The 16,712-nt window shown below is 62.2% G+C and carries 12 protein-coding genes and 2 tRNA genes; 4 read left to right on the top strand and 10 right to left on the bottom strand.

Features of this window, described 5'->3' with window-relative positions; all coding sequences use genetic code 11:
- Positions 1-30 precede the first annotated feature (30 nt).
- Positions 31-825 (top strand): exodeoxyribonuclease III, encoded by a 795-nt coding sequence (locus CPA56_RS02420; RefSeq protein WP_182040421.1) that lies wholly within the window; start codon positions 31-33, stop codon positions 823-825.
- Between the two features lie 81 nt (positions 826-906).
- Here CPA56_RS02420 and CPA56_RS02415 read toward each other — a convergent pair whose 3' ends face one another.
- From CPA56_RS02415 to CPA56_RS02380, 8 genes are all read right to left on the bottom strand, one after another.
- Entirely contained in the window at positions 907-1,611 is a 705-nt protein-coding gene (locus tag CPA56_RS02415; protein ID WP_182040420.1) for a response regulator transcription factor, read from the bottom strand.
- Between the two features lie 122 nt (positions 1,612-1,733).
- Positions 1,734-3,584: a cation:proton antiporter gene (locus CPA56_RS02410; protein ID WP_182040419.1), complete on the bottom strand. Its 1,851-nt coding sequence runs from the start codon at positions 3,582-3,584 to the stop codon at positions 1,734-1,736.
- A 153-nt stretch (positions 3,585-3,737) separates the two neighbouring features.
- A complete protein-coding gene (locus tag CPA56_RS02405) occupies positions 3,738-5,051 on the bottom strand; it encodes an RsmB/NOP family class I SAM-dependent RNA methyltransferase (RefSeq protein ID WP_182040418.1) in 1,314 nt (437 codons plus the stop codon).
- Between the two features lie 49 nt (positions 5,052-5,100).
- Positions 5,101-6,585: an IMP dehydrogenase gene (guaB, locus tag CPA56_RS02400; RefSeq protein WP_182040417.1), complete on the bottom strand. Its 1,485-nt coding sequence runs from the start codon at positions 6,583-6,585 to the stop codon at positions 5,101-5,103.
- 144 nt (positions 6,586-6,729) lie between these two features.
- Positions 6,730-8,118, bottom strand: coding sequence for an oxygen-independent coproporphyrinogen III oxidase (gene hemN / locus CPA56_RS02395; protein ID WP_182040416.1), 1,389 nt, complete (start codon positions 8,116-8,118; stop codon positions 6,730-6,732).
- 115 nt (positions 8,119-8,233) lie between these two features.
- Positions 8,234-8,307, bottom strand: a tRNA-Gln gene (locus tag CPA56_RS02390).
- Positions 8,308-8,348: 41 nt separating this feature from the next.
- A tRNA-Gln gene (locus tag CPA56_RS02385) sits at positions 8,349-8,422 on the bottom strand.
- Between the two features lie 69 nt (positions 8,423-8,491).
- Positions 8,492-9,514: a DUF475 domain-containing protein gene (locus tag CPA56_RS02380; RefSeq protein WP_182040415.1), complete on the bottom strand. Its 1,023-nt coding sequence runs from the start codon at positions 9,512-9,514 to the stop codon at positions 8,492-8,494.
- 127 nt (positions 9,515-9,641) lie between these two features.
- On the opposite strand from CPA56_RS02380, the gene CPA56_RS02375 reads away from it, so the two are divergent.
- Together CPA56_RS02375 and CPA56_RS02370 are read left to right on the top strand one after the other, a co-directional pair.
- A complete protein-coding gene (locus CPA56_RS02375; protein WP_182040414.1) occupies positions 9,642-10,433 on the top strand; it encodes an RlmE family RNA methyltransferase in 792 nt (263 codons plus the stop codon).
- Positions 10,420-11,304 carry a glycosyltransferase family 32 protein gene (locus tag CPA56_RS02370; RefSeq protein WP_182040413.1) on the top strand — a complete coding sequence of 295 codons (885 nt, stop codon included), beginning with the start codon at positions 10,420-10,422 and terminating at the stop codon, positions 11,302-11,304. Before CPA56_RS02375 ends, CPA56_RS02370 begins: the two co-directional genes overlap by 14 nt.
- Here CPA56_RS02370 and CPA56_RS02365 read toward each other — a convergent pair.
- The gene (locus CPA56_RS02365) at positions 11,301-11,765 is read right to left on the bottom strand and encodes an Rrf2 family transcriptional regulator (protein WP_182040412.1); all 465 of its coding nucleotides are present in this window, start codon (positions 11,763-11,765) and stop codon (positions 11,301-11,303) included. The two genes, CPA56_RS02370 and CPA56_RS02365, sit on opposite strands and share 4 nt — an antisense overlap.
- A 213-nt stretch (positions 11,766-11,978) precedes the next feature.
- Here CPA56_RS02365 and hmpA point away from each other — a divergent pair, with 213 nt between their 5' ends.
- Positions 11,979-13,193: an NO-inducible flavohemoprotein gene (gene hmpA / locus CPA56_RS02360; protein ID WP_182040595.1), complete on the top strand. Its 1,215-nt coding sequence runs from the start codon at positions 11,979-11,981 to the stop codon at positions 13,191-13,193.
- 15 nt (positions 13,194-13,208) lie between these two features.
- On the opposite strand, the gene mfd is transcribed toward hmpA, so the two are convergent.
- A complete protein-coding gene (mfd, locus tag CPA56_RS02355; protein WP_182040411.1) occupies positions 13,209-16,703 on the bottom strand; it encodes a transcription-repair coupling factor in 3,495 nt (1,164 codons plus the stop codon).
- Positions 16,704-16,712 lie beyond the last annotated feature (9 nt).

Genomic DNA, 16,712 nt, shown 5'->3' with positions numbered 1-16,712 from the left:
TTTTCCCACTCCAGAGGAGATCAGAAGGCCATGCGCCTCATCACATGGAACATCAACTCACTACGCCTCCGGCTCCCCCTGCTCCAGCGTCTCATCGAAGAACAGAATCCCGACGTCGTCTGCCTTCAGGAGACCAAGGTTCCGGACCCGCTCTACCCGCAGGAAGCCCTGGCCGATCTGGGGTTCCCCCATCAGCTCTACCGTGGCATGAAGAGCTACAACGGGGTCACCATCCTGTCCCGCCTGCCGCTGGAAGCCGTCCCCGGCACGCCGGACTGGTGCGGCAGGACAGACTGCCGCCACGTGGCCGCCACCATCCGGACGGAATCGGGACCGGTCACCATCCACAATTTCTACGTCCCTGCCGGAGGTGACATTCCGGACCCGCAGGAAAATGAAAAATTCGCCCACAAGCTCGCCTTCCTCGAGGAAGCCGCGGACTGGTTCCGCAACAACCCGCCACGGCGGAGCATCCTTGTCGGCGACCTCAACATCGCTCCACTGGAGCATGATGTCTGGAGCCACCGTCAGCTTCTGAAAATCGTCAGCCATACGCCGCCGGAAACATCCCGGCTTCTGGACTGGATGAAGGAAGGCTTCGAGGACGCCATGCGGAAGGCCATTCCGGAACCTGAAAAGCTCTTCACATGGTGGTCGTACCGCAACCGGGACTGGAAGAAGTCCAACCGGGGCCGCCGTCTGGACCATGTCTGGACGACGCCGGACATCCTCCCCGGCCTGAAGACCATTGACGTCCTGCGCCCGGTCCGAGACTGGACCTCTCCCTCCGACCATGTCCCCGTTCTGATGGACATCGACCTCTGACAGCCCGACGGCGAACCATGCAGAAAAGGCTGGCAGGATGCCCTCCTGCCAGCCTTTTTCCGTCACGTCCTGTTCCTGACCTCAGAGATCGGGGTTGAGGCAGTAGCCGCCCCCTTCCGTCAGCAGGATTCCGGCCCGGCCATGATCCGGCTCGATCTTCTGCCTCAGGCGGTAGATGTGCGTCTCCAGCGTATGGGTCGTCACCGAGGCATGATAACCCCAGACCTCATGCAGCAGCACGTCCCGCTCCACCGGCTGCCCGCCAGCACGGTAGAGATATTTCAGGATGGCCGTTTCCTTTTCCGTCAGATGGATGCGCTGGCCCTTCTTCTGATCCGTCAGCTGCTTTCTGGCCGGATGGAAAACGTAAGGACCAATATCGAAGACGACATCCTCGCTGTTCTCGAAGAGACGGAGCTGCGCCCGCAGGCGGGCTTTCAGTTCCCCCATGCGGAACGGCTTGGCGACGTAATCATTCGCTCCGGCATCCAGCCCACGGATGACGTCATCCTCATCATGCGACCCCGTCATCATGATGATGGGGATATGAATTCCCCTGCGTCTCAGACCAGCGCAGAAGTCCCGTCCATCACCATCGGGAAGGTTCACGTCCAGCAGAACGATCTCGATCCGTCCACCAGTGGAGCGGCCCATGATGTCCCCTGCGGCGGCAAGGGTGGCAGCCTGTTCAACCCGGTACGCTCCATCCTCTTCCAGCTGCTCGGCTAGCAGAAGACGCAAAGCATCATCATCGTCAACAATCAGTATTGAGTGATGAGCATTCATGTCCCAAAAATCCTGTCCGTAGTGCGCCCAAAATCTCCCCTCTCCAGCTACCGGCAGGCAGACGGACCAAAGGGATCATCATTCCTATAGAGTACTACCCTAACCCGGATGGACGCCGAGCACTACTTCTCTGCACGCAGCTCTGCCTCCTCTTTTGCGTCTGACACGACCTCACGGGCTTCCGGAGCCTTCATGGAGATGACCAGATCGCCTATGACGGGCACGGTTCTGGCCCGGTCTTCTGCCGACTGTATGAAAATTCCCGTCCCCCGGCGGACGACCAGCAGGTCCAGCCGGTTTTCTTCCTTCCCGAACAGGTCAAGGGTCGCCTCCGTCACGGTATCGCTGACAAAACGCCAGCCACGGCTGAACAGCGTGTCAAAGAAGGTGTAGTTCCAGCCCGGTTCCCCCAGCACCTTGCCACGGGCATCACGGGACAGGCCACGATACAGGTCCAGCCGGGCCACGCCGGGGCTGACCTGATAGACCCGCTCCCGCCCCATATGGGGGGCCATGTGACCGCAGACCATCCCGTTATAGATGGCATCCCCCGTCGTGGCGATCAGGTAGTCCGCCGGTCGTTCCTCCAGAGCTTCCTGCCCCGCCGCGGAGAGAAGTTCCGCCTTGAGGACCGGCACCCCACGCCGTGCTGCGGACATCAGCTCCTGTGCCGTCGTGTCCACCAGCAGGACGGGAACCTTTTCCTCATTCAGGCAGGCCGCCAGATCGGTCGACCAGGCATTGCCGCCCAGAATGACCAAGGCAGGCTCGTTGGAAAGGGTCAGATGCAGCCTCCGGGCCAGCGGACCAAGTGAAAAACCGTGACAGATCATCGTCACGGCAATCACGCAGAACACGGCCGGCATGACGAGGTCAGCCGAGGTGTACCCCGCCTCCGACAGTTTGATCCCGGCCGCACCGGCCACGGCGGCCGCCACGATCCCCCGCGGAGCGATCCATCCGACAAAAATCCGTTCCTGCCAGCTGATGCTTGTCCCCAGCGTGGCCAGGAAAATGCACAGGGGGCGGACGACAAACAGCACGACCAGCGTCAGAAGCAGGATGGGAATGGACAGCCGGGCCAGCACGGCACGGTGCAGGTCAGCCGTCAGCAGGATGAACAGGACGGACACCATCAGGACCACCAGGGATTCCTTGGTCCGTTTCAGTTCATTCAGACCGGGAATATGCAGGTTGGTCAGCATCATGCCGAAGACGGTCACGGCAATCAGCCCCGCCCCTTCCATCACCAGCGTGCAGGCCCCGAAAATGATCAACGCCAGCGTGACCATGATGGGTACCTTCAGCAGCTCCGGCATCAGGTCCCGGGTGAAGAGGTAACGAAGCAGATAGGCCGGTAAGATACCCGCCGCCACGGAAACAGCCCCCGCCAGCAGCATGTCCGGCAGGGTATGAACGAAGAAAATCTGTTTATGCAGATCCACATGCAGCAGCATGATCTGCATGACGACGGCAGCCAGGATGGCCCCCAGCGGGTCGTTGACGATCGCCTCCCACCGCAGGAACGCCGCCACCCGGGGATGGAGCTTGGCACTCCGCAGCAGCGGCAGGATGACCGTCGGCCCCGTCACCACGATGATGGCCCCGAAAAGAAAGGACGTTCCCCACTCCAGATGGGCGACATAATGGGCCGCCAGTGCCCCCAGAATCCAGTTGATGGGCAGGGCCACCATCGTAAGGCGGGCCACGCCCTCCCCGGCCTCCCGGAGCTGCCGGATGTCCAGCACCATTCCGCCCTCGAAGACGATCAGAGCCACCAGCATGGAGACCAGCGGACGGAACGCATGACCCAGTGTCTCCGATGGATGAAGCCAGCCCAGCACGGGGCCGAAGAGCAGCCCCATGGCAAAGAGCAGGACGATGGCCGGGAGCCGCAGACGCCAGGCAACCCACTGTGCCAGCATCCCTGCCCCGAATGTCAGCACCACACCAAAGAGAACATCATAGGCCATAGGGGATATGTTTCCTCCAGTCAGACAGGACCGCCCGCCCCCCGCACCGAGGACAGGCTGGCCTTTGTCCAAGTATTAGCCATTTTCATGACAGATGCACAAATCCGCCACGAGGACAGACAAGGGACCGGACGGCCCGTCCTTCCATGCGGCTCAGTTCTGGGACGTTTTTTCCATGGCCGCCACGAAGAAACCGTCCGTCCCGAAACCGTGGGGTGTCAGGGAGAAAAGGGCTTCCTGCCGCAGCTCTTCCGGCAGGAGGGTGGAACGTTTCTCCACGGGCAACAGGGTGTAGGCCTCCTGCCGCTTCAGGAATGCCTCGATCTGCTTTCCGTTCTCCACCCCCAGAAGGGAACAGGTGGCATAGACCAGCTTCCCGCCCGGCCGGACAAGACGGGCCGCAATGTCCAGAATGGCCGCCTGCTTGGCGCAGAGTTCCTTTATGTCCTCTTCCGTCAGGCGCAGGCGGGCATCAGGATTGCGCCGCCATGTCCCGGTGCCGGAACAGGGGGCATCCACCAGCACCGTGTCGAACTGGCCTTCCCGCCGCTTCGCCCATTTGTCGCCTTCACTCAGAAGATGGCGGGTGACGTTATGGACATCCGCCCGGCGCAGACGCTTCGTGGCACCATCCAGCCGGACCCGGGAGACGTCACAGGCCACGATCTGCCCTTTATTCTCCATCGTCATGGCCAGGGCCAGCGTCTTCCCGGCGGCACCGGCACAGTAGTCCAGCAGCCTCTGCCCCGGTCTGGCATCCACGGCAGCTGCGATCAGCTGGCTGCCTTCATCCTGTATCTCCACCAGCCCTTCCCGGAAAAGGGCCGCTGCCGTGACGGGCTGACGCCCTTCCAGCCGGATGCCCCACGGGGAAAGGGCCGTCGGTTCCCCCTGAAAACCTTCCCGCCGGAGACGGCGCAGGGCCTCCTCCCGTGTTCCCTTCAACAGATTGACCCGCAGGTCCAGGGAAGGTGCCCCCATGAGAGCCCGCATTTCCTCCTCCAGCCTGTCACCAAAATCTTCCACCAGATAAGGGTGCAGCCAGTCGGGATATTCCAGCCGGATCGGCAGCGGCTGTTTCTCGCTACTGATGTCCTGCCCTTCCAGAGCCTCCAGCATGACCATTTCACGCTCACTCAGCGGGGCCGGAGCATAACGCTCCCCGCTGAAAAGGGACTGGATAGAGGGAAGGGGCTGCCCGACAAAATGCAGCATGGCCGCACAGAGCAGCCTCGGGGAAACATCCTCATGCCGGTAGCGCAGGTCCGCCCGCAGATGCCAGTGCAGCCGACGCCATGCCCGCAGCACGTCCCACGCAAGGGTGGAGATGGCCCTGCGGTCCCCACCACCGATATAGCGGCGTTCACGGAAGAAATTGTTGGCAACGGCATCAGCCGGACGGTGCGGTGCGTTCTGGATCGCACAAAGCAGATCAATCGCACCAGAAAGACGAGCAGCGGGGGTCATGGCCCCCGCCTACTCCGTTTCCTTTCATCAGGAAAGGGAAAAATGGCCCTTACAGCCGATAGTTGGGAGCTTCCCGGGTGATGGTCACGTCATGCACGTGACTTTCCCGCAGACCCGCATTGGTGATCTTGCGGAAACGGGCACGGGCCTGAAGATCGGCAATCGTGGCGGAGCCGGTATAGCCCATGCCAGCCCGCAGGCCACCGATCAGCTGATGCACGACGGCGGCCATCGGCCCCTTGTAGGGCACCTGGCCTTCGATCCCTTCCGGCACCAGCTTCAGCGTGTCCCTCACCTCACCCTGGAAGTAGCGGTCTGCCGAGCCACGGGCCATGGCCCCCATGGACCCCATGCCACGATAAGCCTTGTAGGTCCGCCCCTGATACAGGAAGCTTTCGCCGGGGCTTTCCTCACACCCGGCCAGCATGGAGCCAACCATCACGACATCGGCACCGGCCCCGATGGCCTTGACGATGTCACCAGACGTGCGGATGCCACCATCAGCGATGGCCGGGATGTCCAGCTCATGACAGGCGGCTGCCGTTTCCAGCACGGCGGAGAACTGCGGCACACCCACACCGGCCACGACACGGGTCGTACAGATGGACCCCGGACCGATGCCGACCTTCACGCAGTCCGCACCGGATTCAATCAACGCCCTGGCAGCCTCCGGCGTGGCCACGTTGCCGGCGATCAGCTGCACGTCGGCATATCTGTCACGCAGGCGGGCCACGGTCTCCAGCACACCACGGGAATGACCGTGGGCCGTGTCGACCACCAGCACATCCACGCCCGCCTCGACAAGAGCCGCCCCACGGCGGAGACCATCCTCCCCAACGCCAATGGCCGCAGCGCAGAGCAGACGCCCCTCCGCATCCTTCACGGCCAGCGGATGGGTCATGGCCTTGTCCATGTCCTTGACGGTGATCAGACCGATGCAGCGTTCCGCATCGTCCACGACCAGCAGTTTCTCGATCCGATGATCATGCAGCAGCTGGCGGGCCTGATCCGGAGATGCCCCGTGCCGGACCGTGACCAGCCCCTCATGCGTCATGAGGTCACGCACCCGGGTGCTCCTGTTCTCGGTGAAGCGCATGTCACGGTTGGTCAGGATGCCGACCAGCTTTCCGCTCTTCTCCACGACCGGAAGGCCGGAAATGCCGTGATGGGCCATGATCTCATGGACCTCGCTCAGCGTCTGGTCCGGCCCCACCGTGACAGGATTGACCACCATCCCGGCCTCGAAACGCTTCACGCGGCGGACCTGCTCGGCCTGCCCTTCCAGCGTCAGGTTCTTATGGATGACACCCATGCCGCCCTGCTGCGCCATGGAGATGGCCATTTCCTCTTCCGTCACCGTATCCATGGCGGAAGAAAGCAGCGGAATGTTCAGCTCCAGCTTGCGGGTAAGACGTGTCTTCGTGCTGACCTGACCGGGAAGGACGGATGATTCAACCGGCTCGATCAGGACATCATCAAAGGCCAGGGCATCACGCACACGGCTGTAAAGTTTGTCATTCTGGAAATTGGTCATGATGCCTACGCCCCCACTCGTGCGTCCTGTTCGATACAACTAGGTCAGCCCGTTTCCCCGGAAGGCGAAATCAAGCTGTTGGCAGGGTCTCATAACGCACTCTACAACCGTAGGCAAAGGAAAACGGTCGACAGCCCTCTTCCCTCACAGGGAGGAGGAGAAACGGGGAGCCGCCCTGTCTCCGTCTCCCGCCGACAGCTCCTTACGCCGTGTATCGAACACGGCTGCCAGATGCCGCAGGAACGGTTCGCCCTTTTCTGTCAGACTCACCCGGTTGCCCTCCCAACGGATCAGCCCGTCCTCCTCGAAGGAGCGCAGCTCCGCCAGCTCTTCCGCAAAGGCCTGTGCCAGACCCTGCCCTGCCGGGATGTAGGGAGTCAGGTCCACACCGGAACGGCACATGATAGTCTCGATCACCTTCCCCCGCCAGCGGTCCTCCTCCGTACGGAACACCCCACGGGCAACGGGAAGACCATCACCGTCCTTCAACGCCCGAATGTACGCCGCCGTGGAAGGAATGTTCTGATGGAAACCATCCGGTGTCATGGAGATGGCGGAAGCCCCCATCCCCAGCAGGACGGGTGATGAATCGATCGTATATCCCTGAAAGTTGCGGTGCAGCGTGCCTGCCTCATGGGCATGGGCCATAGCATCCTGCGGATGGGCGTAATGATCCAGCCCGATGGGCCTGTATCCCGCCTCGACCAATACCCGGTCGATCATGGCGGCCTGCTGCACACGCTCCTCCGTGGAAGGAAGAGAGTCCTGCGGAATGAGCTGCTGACGTTTCTGCTTCCACGGCACATGGGCATAGCCGAACACGGCCAGACGGTCTGGCCTCATCCCGGCGATGCGCCGGGCCGTATCCTGCACGCTTTCGACCGTCTGATAAGGCAGTCCGTAGATCAGGTCGATATTCACCCCGTGCACGCCTGCCTCATGGGCCTGCTGCACGCAGGACAGAGTCTGCTCATAGGACTGGACCCGCCCGCAGGTCTCCTGCACGGTACGGTCGAGGTCCTGCACACCGAAACTGATGCGGTTGAAACCCAGCTCTGCCAGCAGGGGCAGCATACCCTCCGGCACGTGACGGGGGTCCATCTCCATGGCGATTTCAGCATCATCAACCAACCGGAACTGCTCCCTCACGGCGGCCATCACGTTGCGCAGGGCCGTTTCCGGCAGGGTTGTCGGTGTGCCACCACCAAAATGGAGATGCCGGACCACACGCCCCCGCCCGACCAGCGCAACAATACGGCGCATCTCATCCAGCAGAAGCTCACCATAGGCTGCCCGTGCCTCTTCCTGCCGCATCACCGCCGTATTGCAGGCACAGAAGCGGCACAGCTCGTCACAGAACGGCACATGAAAATACAGGGAGACGGACTGTTCCGGCGGCAGAGCCTTCAGCCAGCCTGCCACCTCCTGCGGCCCGATGGCATCAGAAAAACTGACCGCCGTAGGATAGCTGGTATAGCGTGGCAGGTTGCCGCCATAACGGGCGATCAGGTCAGGAGAAATATTTGCAGCCACAGTCTCACCATAATCCAGTCTCGGTCAGGGAGCTTCTGCTTACAGCGGCGCACCCTGTTACGCAAACCACCCCATGGGCAGAATGTAACGGAACGATTAACCTGTCTGAGAAAAATGGCTGGGAGACCTGGATTCGAACCAGGGCTGACCGGGTCAGAGCCGGTAGTTCTACCGCTAAACTATCTCCCAAGCGGTCGGGGCTTCCCCCTGGAGCAAACACACCACATGACTGGCTGGGAGACCTGGATTCGAACCAGGGCTGACCGGGTCAGAGCCGGTAGTTCTACCGCTAAACTATCTCCCAAGCGGCGTCTGCTGGAGGGGTTCTAGCCTCATTCCCCTTACGGCGCAAGGGGAATGAAGAAATTTTTCCTTATTTTACCGGACGCCGGAGCGCACTCGCCAGAAATGCCCCGCCGATCAGGAGAAGCCCGACAAGCCCCGTCACCCACTCCGGCACCTCCACCAGCACGCTGACCAGCATCAGCAGGGAGAGAACGAAAATGGTGTAAAACGCTCCATGCTCCACATAGACATATTCGGCCAGAGCGTTCGTTCTCAGCATGGAGAGCGTCATGGAGCGGACGAACATCGCCCCCACGCCCAGACCCAGCGCAATGACGACCGGGTCCGTCGTGATCGCAAAGGCCGAGATGACGCCATCAAAGGAAAAGCTGGCATCAATGAATTCCAGATACAGGAAGGTCAGCAGTCCCCCGCCGGTCGCCATGCGGGACGCCCCCGGCTCACCGATCAACCAGACCAGCATTTCCTTGCCCAGAATATAGGCCGCAATCCCCCCACAGCCCCAGAACAGGAAGGACATCGGGTCATGTCCCTGCCCCATCAGGCGGGTGACGAGCATGAGGACCGCCAGCGTCAGCCCGACCGGCAGGGCTGACACCCCGCCCAGACGGGCCGCCGGACGCTCCAGCCATGAAAGCCAGTGATGCGTCTTGTCATCATCCAGAAAATAGTTCAGCGCAATCAGCAGCAGGAAGGACCCTCCAAAAGCGGAGATCATGTCCCGTGCGCCCAGCATGATGGCGGCATAACGCTGGGGTTCCATGATGGCGAGACGGGTCGCCTGCCAGGGCGACAGCCCAGCCACCAGAGCGACAAGGAGCACGGGGAACAGGAACCGCATCCCCAGTACGGAAAGCGGCATCCCCCAGCTGATGTACCGCTTCTGCCAGCGGGGCGACATGGTCTTGAGGATGCCATAATCCACGATGGCGTTGTCCATGGATTCAGCCGTCTCCATCAGGGCGAGGATGCCCACCCCCTCCATGCCCATGAGGGCACCATACAGGCTGGGCATGTGCCCATACCCCAGGGCGGCACCGGCACACAGGGCCAGAGCGGCCAGAACAAAAGCTGCGTAAAACTGTCTCAAGATCTGTCCCGTTCTTCCAAAACCGAGCCTTTCCGCTCATCTCTCCATCGCCCCCTTACAGGCAAAGGGGAGCACGCAGCAACAGACAGGCTTTGCAGGGCGACGGGAAGGGCCTATCTTTCCCCTCATGAGTCCGAAACATACGCCACCTTCCTCCCGCCGGTCCAAGGGCGGTACCACACCACCCCGCATCCCCGGCAAACCCCTGCGCCACTCCCGCACGCCCGGCACCCGGGATACGGCGGATGACGCCGCCACCTCCCAGACACTGCGGACCCAGACCGTGAAACTCCGCAAGGCACGGGGCCGCACGCCGGCGCAGCAACGCTGGCTGAACCGCCAGCTGAACGACCCCTACGTGACGGCTGCACGGCAGCAGGGCTGGCGGTCCCGGGCTGCATTCAAGCTGCTGGAGATGGATGACCGCTTCCACTTCATCAGGCCCGGAAGCCGGGTGGTGGACCTTGGGGCCGCCCCGGGAGGCTGGGCACAGATTGCCGTCAAACGTGGAGCCGCCAAGGTGATCGGCGTGGACCTGCTGCCGGTTGACCCCGTGCCGGGTGCCGAGATCATCGAAGGTGACTTCATGGAGGCCGACATGCCGGAACGTCTCCAGACCATGCTGGGCGGACGGGCTGATCTCGTCATGTCCGACATGGCCCCCAACACGACCGGCCATGCCGCAACCGACCATATCCGCATCATGGCCCTGGCCGAGAACGCCCTGGATTTCGCCCTGAAAATCCTGGCGGAGGATGGAGCCTTCATCGCCAAGGTCTTTCAGGGCGGGTCCGAGAAAGACATGCTGGACCTGATGAAACGCAACTTTGCCGTCGTCAAGCACGTCAAGCCGCCCGCCTCCCGCAAGGAATCAAGCGAGCTTTACGTCATTGCCACGGGCTTCCGTGGTGAGCCGTAATTTCGGCGGCTATCCGGCCCCCTTTCAGGCCCTGTATGACGGTGCTCTCAGAGGGGATCAGGAGGCCTGTTTCGAGCTTCTCCCCCTGGGCGTGGAGCAGAACCAGTTCCCGGTCCTCTCCCGCTGCGTCCCGCAGGTCTTTCCCCGCAGCATCCCGAAACATGTCGTCCAGTTCTGGGACAGTCCCGACCCGCCGGATGACGTGCGGGCGGCGATGGACGGCCTTCGGGCCATCAATCCGGATTTCACCTTCCAGCTGGAATGCGACGCCTCCGCCCGTACCTTCATTCAGGACCATTACGGCACAGAGATCACGGCCCTGTATGACGCCTGCCCCCATCCGGCCATGAGGTCGGACTTCTGGCGGCTGTGTCATCTGAACCTCAAAGGTGGCGTCTACATTGATGCTGACGTGGTGGCCCGTGCTCCCCTGACAGACATCACCAGGGGCACGGATTTCAGGACGCTGCTGTCCTATTCCGTCGGCAGCCCGTGGTGCCTCGACAATGACGTGCTCATTCAGGAGGCGGGCCATCCCCTCATGCGGCACATCATGGAAACCATGTTCCAGCGGGTCCGGCATGTTCTGGAAACCGGGACTTTTGAAAATGTCTGGGTCTCGACCGGCCCCGGTGCCATGGTCGTGGGCACGATGAACTGGATCGCCCGGGCACTGCACGAACATGAAATCCCCTTCAGCGGGATCAACAGGTTCCTGTCCATTGCTGGACTCGCCTTCGTGCCCCATCTTCAGGTCGAGCAGACACTCGATACCTGCGCCCCCTTCGCCTACCAGAACACCGATGCGAACTGGCGGGAATTCCTGACATGGCCCGGCGGAACCGCACTCCCTGAAGACGCCGCTCCCTAGCGTTCCAGCCCGGTCGTCAGCTCCTGCACGGCCTGCATGAGGACCTTGCGCTCGTGCGGAGCAGTGACATCGGCCAGGGTGACCTCATCCAGCACGCTCATGAAGGCAAAACGGGCTTTCAGGAGGGTCTGTTTCAGGCGGCACCCCCCCACCAGAATGCAGCCGGACGCCTCCTCATCCCGACGCATGCAGCCCACGAGAGCAAGATCATCCTCCGTGCAGCGGACGACATCCCCCAGATAGATGTCCCCAGCCTCCCGCCCCAGCCGCAATCCGCCATTGCGCCCCCGCAGCGTCTTTATGAAACCATGCCGCCCCAGCCTGTGCACCACCTTGACCAGATGATTTTCCGAGACCCCATAGACACGGGCGATCTCACCAATGGAGACCAGACGCTCCTTCTGCGTTTCCAGATAGATCAGGGACCTGAAGGCGTAGTCAGTGTAGAGGGTCAGACGCATTCCGAGAGCTCCTTCCGATCATAACAGCTGTTCGGCATCATCCCGAGCCTGCATGAAAAACAGGAGACATGATGGCAGTGGCTCCCGTCTCCGAAACTAGCAGAAAGATGTCTGTTGCCAACCAATTTCGTCGCCTGTTTCCCCCGGTCTTGACAGGAGATTTCATGGGCCTATCTTAAAACATGTATTTTATATGTATCTTTTAGAAGGATCATCCCCTTGTCCCTCTCCTTACAGACACGCACCATCGTCAAGGCCTGCCTTCCAGCTCTGGAGGCACACGGCCTCGACATCACGAAGGAGATGTACCGTCGGCTCCTGAGCGACGAAAACATCCGTGACCTCTTCAACATGTCCCACCAGAAAACGGGTGACCAGCCCAAGGCACTGGCCTTCGCCGTCCTCGCCTATGCCCGTCATATTGATGATCCCTCCGCCCTGAAGGACATGATCGAGCGCATTGCCGAGAAACATGTCGGGCTGAACATCCTGCCGGAACATTATCCCCATGTTGGCACAGCCCTGCTCGGGGCGATTGCCCACGTTCTGGGCGATCAGGCCACACCTGAGATCATGGAGGCCTGGAAGGACGCCTACGGTTTTCTGGCCGAGGTGCTGATCGGCCGGGAGCGGCAGATCTATCAGGAGCACGCCGACAGCAGAGGCGGCTGGACGGGATGGCGGCCCTTCCGCATCACCGGCCGACATGAGGAAACGGCCGACACCACGTCCTTCATCCTTCAGCCGGTGGATGGCCAGCCTGTCATGCGGCACCAGCCGGGTCAGTATCTCAGCTTCCGGCTGAACCTTCCCGGTATCGGAACGGAACGCCGCAATTACAGCATTTCCTCCGCCCCGGCCGATGACCATTACCGCATCACCATCCGGCGGCAGGAAGAGGGAACCGTCTCCCGCTGGTTCCATGACCACGCCGGAAAAGGCGACGTGCTGGATGTCTCTGCCCCCTCCGGGGATTTCACCCTGCCGCCACAGGTGAAGCACCCTCTGGTCCTGATCTCGGCAGGGTCCGGCATCACGCCGATCATGTCCATGATGGAAACGCTGGCCACACAGGACTCATGCCCGTCCGTCCACCTCATCCACGGAGCGACGGCACCGGCGGAGACCATCTTCTCCGACAGGCTCCATGAACTTGCCGCCAAGGGAGCGTTCACGGCCGACCTGTTCTACAGTCAGGTCAGCACCCTTCCCCCACGTAGCCAGGGCATCAACCACCATACCGGGCGGCTGACCCCCTCATGGCTGAAAAATCACGATGACGGGCAGGCCCATTTCTACATCTGCGGCCCGGCAGGATTCATGACCACCATGATCCAGGCCCTGCGGGACCAGGGCATCAGCAGGGAACGCCTCCATTACGAGCTGTTCGGCCCAGCCGCCGACCCGTTCCTCGTCACACAGGCCTGATGCCCTAAAGGCCACTCACACCGCCTCTGCCGTGCGGACCTTTTCCAGCAGTTTGGTCAGGGAAGACAGGATCTTCCGGGCCATGCTGATCCGCACGGCATTGGTCATTTCCCGCACCATGGCCAGCTTGTGGTCAGGCCGTATCTTCACACCGGCCTTCTCATTGCGGGCGGCCCAGCGGATCAGGCCATCAGGATTACCGAACCTGTTCCTGCGGAACTGGAGGACCATGCCTTTCGGGCCTGCCTCCAGCCGCTCCACGCCCGTCTCACGGCAGAGCTTCTTGATCATCACGACATCCAGAAGGTTCTCCACCTCCTGCGGCAGGGGGCCGAACCGGTCCACCAGCTCGACCCGCATGGCGTCCACATCCGCCTCATCCTTCAGGGCGGCAATGCGGCGGTACAGGCCGAGACGGACGGGCAGGTCCTTCACATAGTCCTCCGGCAGCAGCACCGGCAGGCCGAGGATGATGTTCGGCGTCCAGCCCGTATCTTCCTCCTCGCCTTCATTCCTCATCCGGCGCAGGTCCGTCACGGCATCCTGAAGCATCTGCTGGTACAGCTCGATCCCCACCTCCTTGATGTGGCCGGACTGCTCATCTCCCAAGAGATTCCCCGCCCCCCGCAGGTCAAGGTCGTGAGAGGCCAGCGTGAAGCCCGCCCCGAGGGAATCAAGCGTCTGCATGATCTCCAGCCGCTTGACGGATGAAGCCGACAGGACATGCGTCTGCGGCCAGGTCAGATAGGCATAGCCCCGCTGCTTGGCACGCCCCACACGGCCCCGCAGCTGGTAAAGCTGCCCGAGACCGAACATGTCCGCCCTGTGAATGATGATCGTGTTGACCCGGGGCATGTCCAGCCCGCTCTCCACGATGTTGGTGGAGAGCAGGATGTCGTATTTCCCCTCCGAGAACTCCGTCATCACCGTTTCCAGCTCGGTGGGAGTAAGGCGGCCATGAGCCTCCGTGATGCGGGCATCGGGCACGATCTCCCGCAGCCGGTCGGCCATGTGCCGCATGTCCGTCAGGCGGGGCACCACGCAGAAGACCTGCCCTCCCCGGAAGCGTTCCCGCTGAATGGCCTCATGAATCATCACCCGGTCAAAAGGCGTGATGAAGGTGCGTACGGACAGACGGTCCGTCGGCGGGGTGGCGATCAGGCTCATTTCCCGCACACCAGAGAGGGACAGCTGAAGCGTCCGTGGCAGCGGCGTGGCGGACAGCGTCAGCACATGCACGTCTTCCCGCAGGGCCTTCAGCTTCTCCTTGTGGGACACGCCGAAATGCTGTTCCTCGTCAATGATGAGCATTCCAAGCCGCTCGAACGACACGGCTTTCGAGAGCAGCGCATGAGTGCCGATGACAATGTCCACCGTTCCATCGGCCAGCCCTTCCCGCACCTTCGTGGCTTCCCTGGCCGAGACCATGCGGGAGAGCTGCTCCACCTTCACCGGCAGACCCTCGAACCGCTTCCTGAAGCCGATGTAATGCTGTCGGGCCAGAAGTGTCGTGGGTACGACCACCGCCACCTGCATTCCGGACATGGCCGCCACGAAGGCCGCCCGCAGGGCCACCTCCGTCTTGCCGAAGCCCACATCACCACAAACGAGCCGGTCCATCGGCTTTCCGCTGCTCAGGTCCTCCAGAACGTCCGCAATGGCCCGTGACTGGTCTTCCGTCTCCATGAAGGGGAAGCGGGCGCAGAATTCATCCCACATCCCTTCGGCCGGAGCCATGATGGGCGCTTCCTTCATGGCACGGGCCGCCGCCGTGCGGATCAGCTCGCCGGCCATTTCCCGCAGACGGGTTTTCATCTTCGCCTTGCGGGCCTGCCACGAGCTGCCGCCCAGACGGTCGAGCTGCACCGCACCCTGCTCGGAGCCGAAACGGCTCAGCAGATCAATATTTTCCACGGGCAGGAGGAGCCGCTGCTCACCATCATACAGGATGGAGAGATAATCATGGGCCACACGCCCTTCCCGCACCGTCTCCAGCCCGACATAACGGCCAATGCCATACTCCTCATGCACGACGAGATCGCCCTCTGAAATCTCGCCGATCTGCGTGATGAAGTCATTGCCCTTGCGCCTGCGCCGGGGCGGACGGGCCAGACGTTCCCCCAGCAGGTCCTGCTCGGACACGAAGGCCAGACGCTCCCCGGTGAAGCCCCGTTCCATGCCCAGCACGACAAGCCCGACAACCCCACGGGCCATGCCCGCCGCCTGCGCCCAGTCATCAAAACTCTCGCAGGGAATGTCATGGTCCCGCAGCAGACTGCTGATCCGCTCCCGGGAGCCGTTGCTCCAGGCCGTCAGATAGGTCCGCCGCCCCTGCTTCGCCCAGTCCTGCACATGGGTGGAAAACTGGTGGAAGACCCCTTCCCGTCCGGCACCCCCCATGCTGGCAAAGACCGGTCCCGGCCTGTATCCAGCATCCACACCTTCTGCGCCATCGGGCTGGGCGAAAGGCGACAGCAGGACGGTGGGGTGGCCCTTCAGCATCCCGTCCCAGCCATGACGGTTCAGATAGAGCCGGTGCGGTGGCAGGGGCCGATAGGGCAGCTCCCCCTCATGCCCGGCGGCACAGCGGGCCTGATAATGATCAGCGATCATGTCCAGCCGTGCCGTCAGGATTTCCGGCGTGTCCCGCTCGAAACTCAGGGCGGCATCCGGCAGGTAATCCAGCAGGGTCTCCATATGCTGGCCGTCGCCATCATGGAACAGTGGCAGATAATGCTCCGCTCCGCTGGCCCTGCGTCCCTCCAGAAGCTGGCGGTAGAGGACATCTTCCATCGCTCCCACGCCGAACACGTCCCGCCAGCCCGTCTGGAAGCGGCTCAGGCTGGGCTGGTCCAGCGCATATTCCGAAACCGGCGTCAGGCTGAACTCCGTCCGCTGGTCCGTGGACCGCTGGGTGGCGGCATCAAAACTGCGAATGTTATCCACCTCATCCCCGAAGAGGTCCAGCCGGACAGGCTCTCCAGCATCAGCGGGATAGAGGTCGAAAATGCTGCCCCTCATGGCAAACTCGCCACGTTCCATCACCGTATCCACACGGCTGTAGCCGTTGCCCACGAGCCGTTCCGCCAGACTGGTCGCATCCAGCGTATCACCGACCTTCACATGGATGGTCTGCCCCGCAAAGGCCGCACGGGGCGGCACACGCTGGAGCATGGCATGGATGGTCGTCAGCACGATGCGGCCCGTCCTGGGCCGTGGCTCCAGAAGGTGGCTCAGCGTGGCGGCACGTTCGGCCACGATGGAAGGATTCGGGGAAATCCGGTCATAGGGCAGGCAGTCCCATGCCGGAAAGCGCAGGACAGTGACTTCCGGCACAAGCCAGCCCAGCATGTCCGCCAGAGACGCTAGGGCGGCATCATCATGCGCCACATGAACGAGCGTCCCCTCATGTTCCGCCAGACGCTGGCGGAGCAGGAACGCCACCGCCCCATCGGGCACCCCCCAGACTGTCGGACCAAAGGACGCAACGGCGGAACGATCAGCAGGCATCAGGGCAGG

It is taken from the genome of Bombella mellum (assembly GCF_014048465.1).
Taxonomy (GTDB): Bacteria; Pseudomonadota; Alphaproteobacteria; order Acetobacterales; family Acetobacteraceae; genus Bombella; species Bombella mellum.
This window is presented reverse-complemented; position numbering and strand designations above follow the sequence as displayed.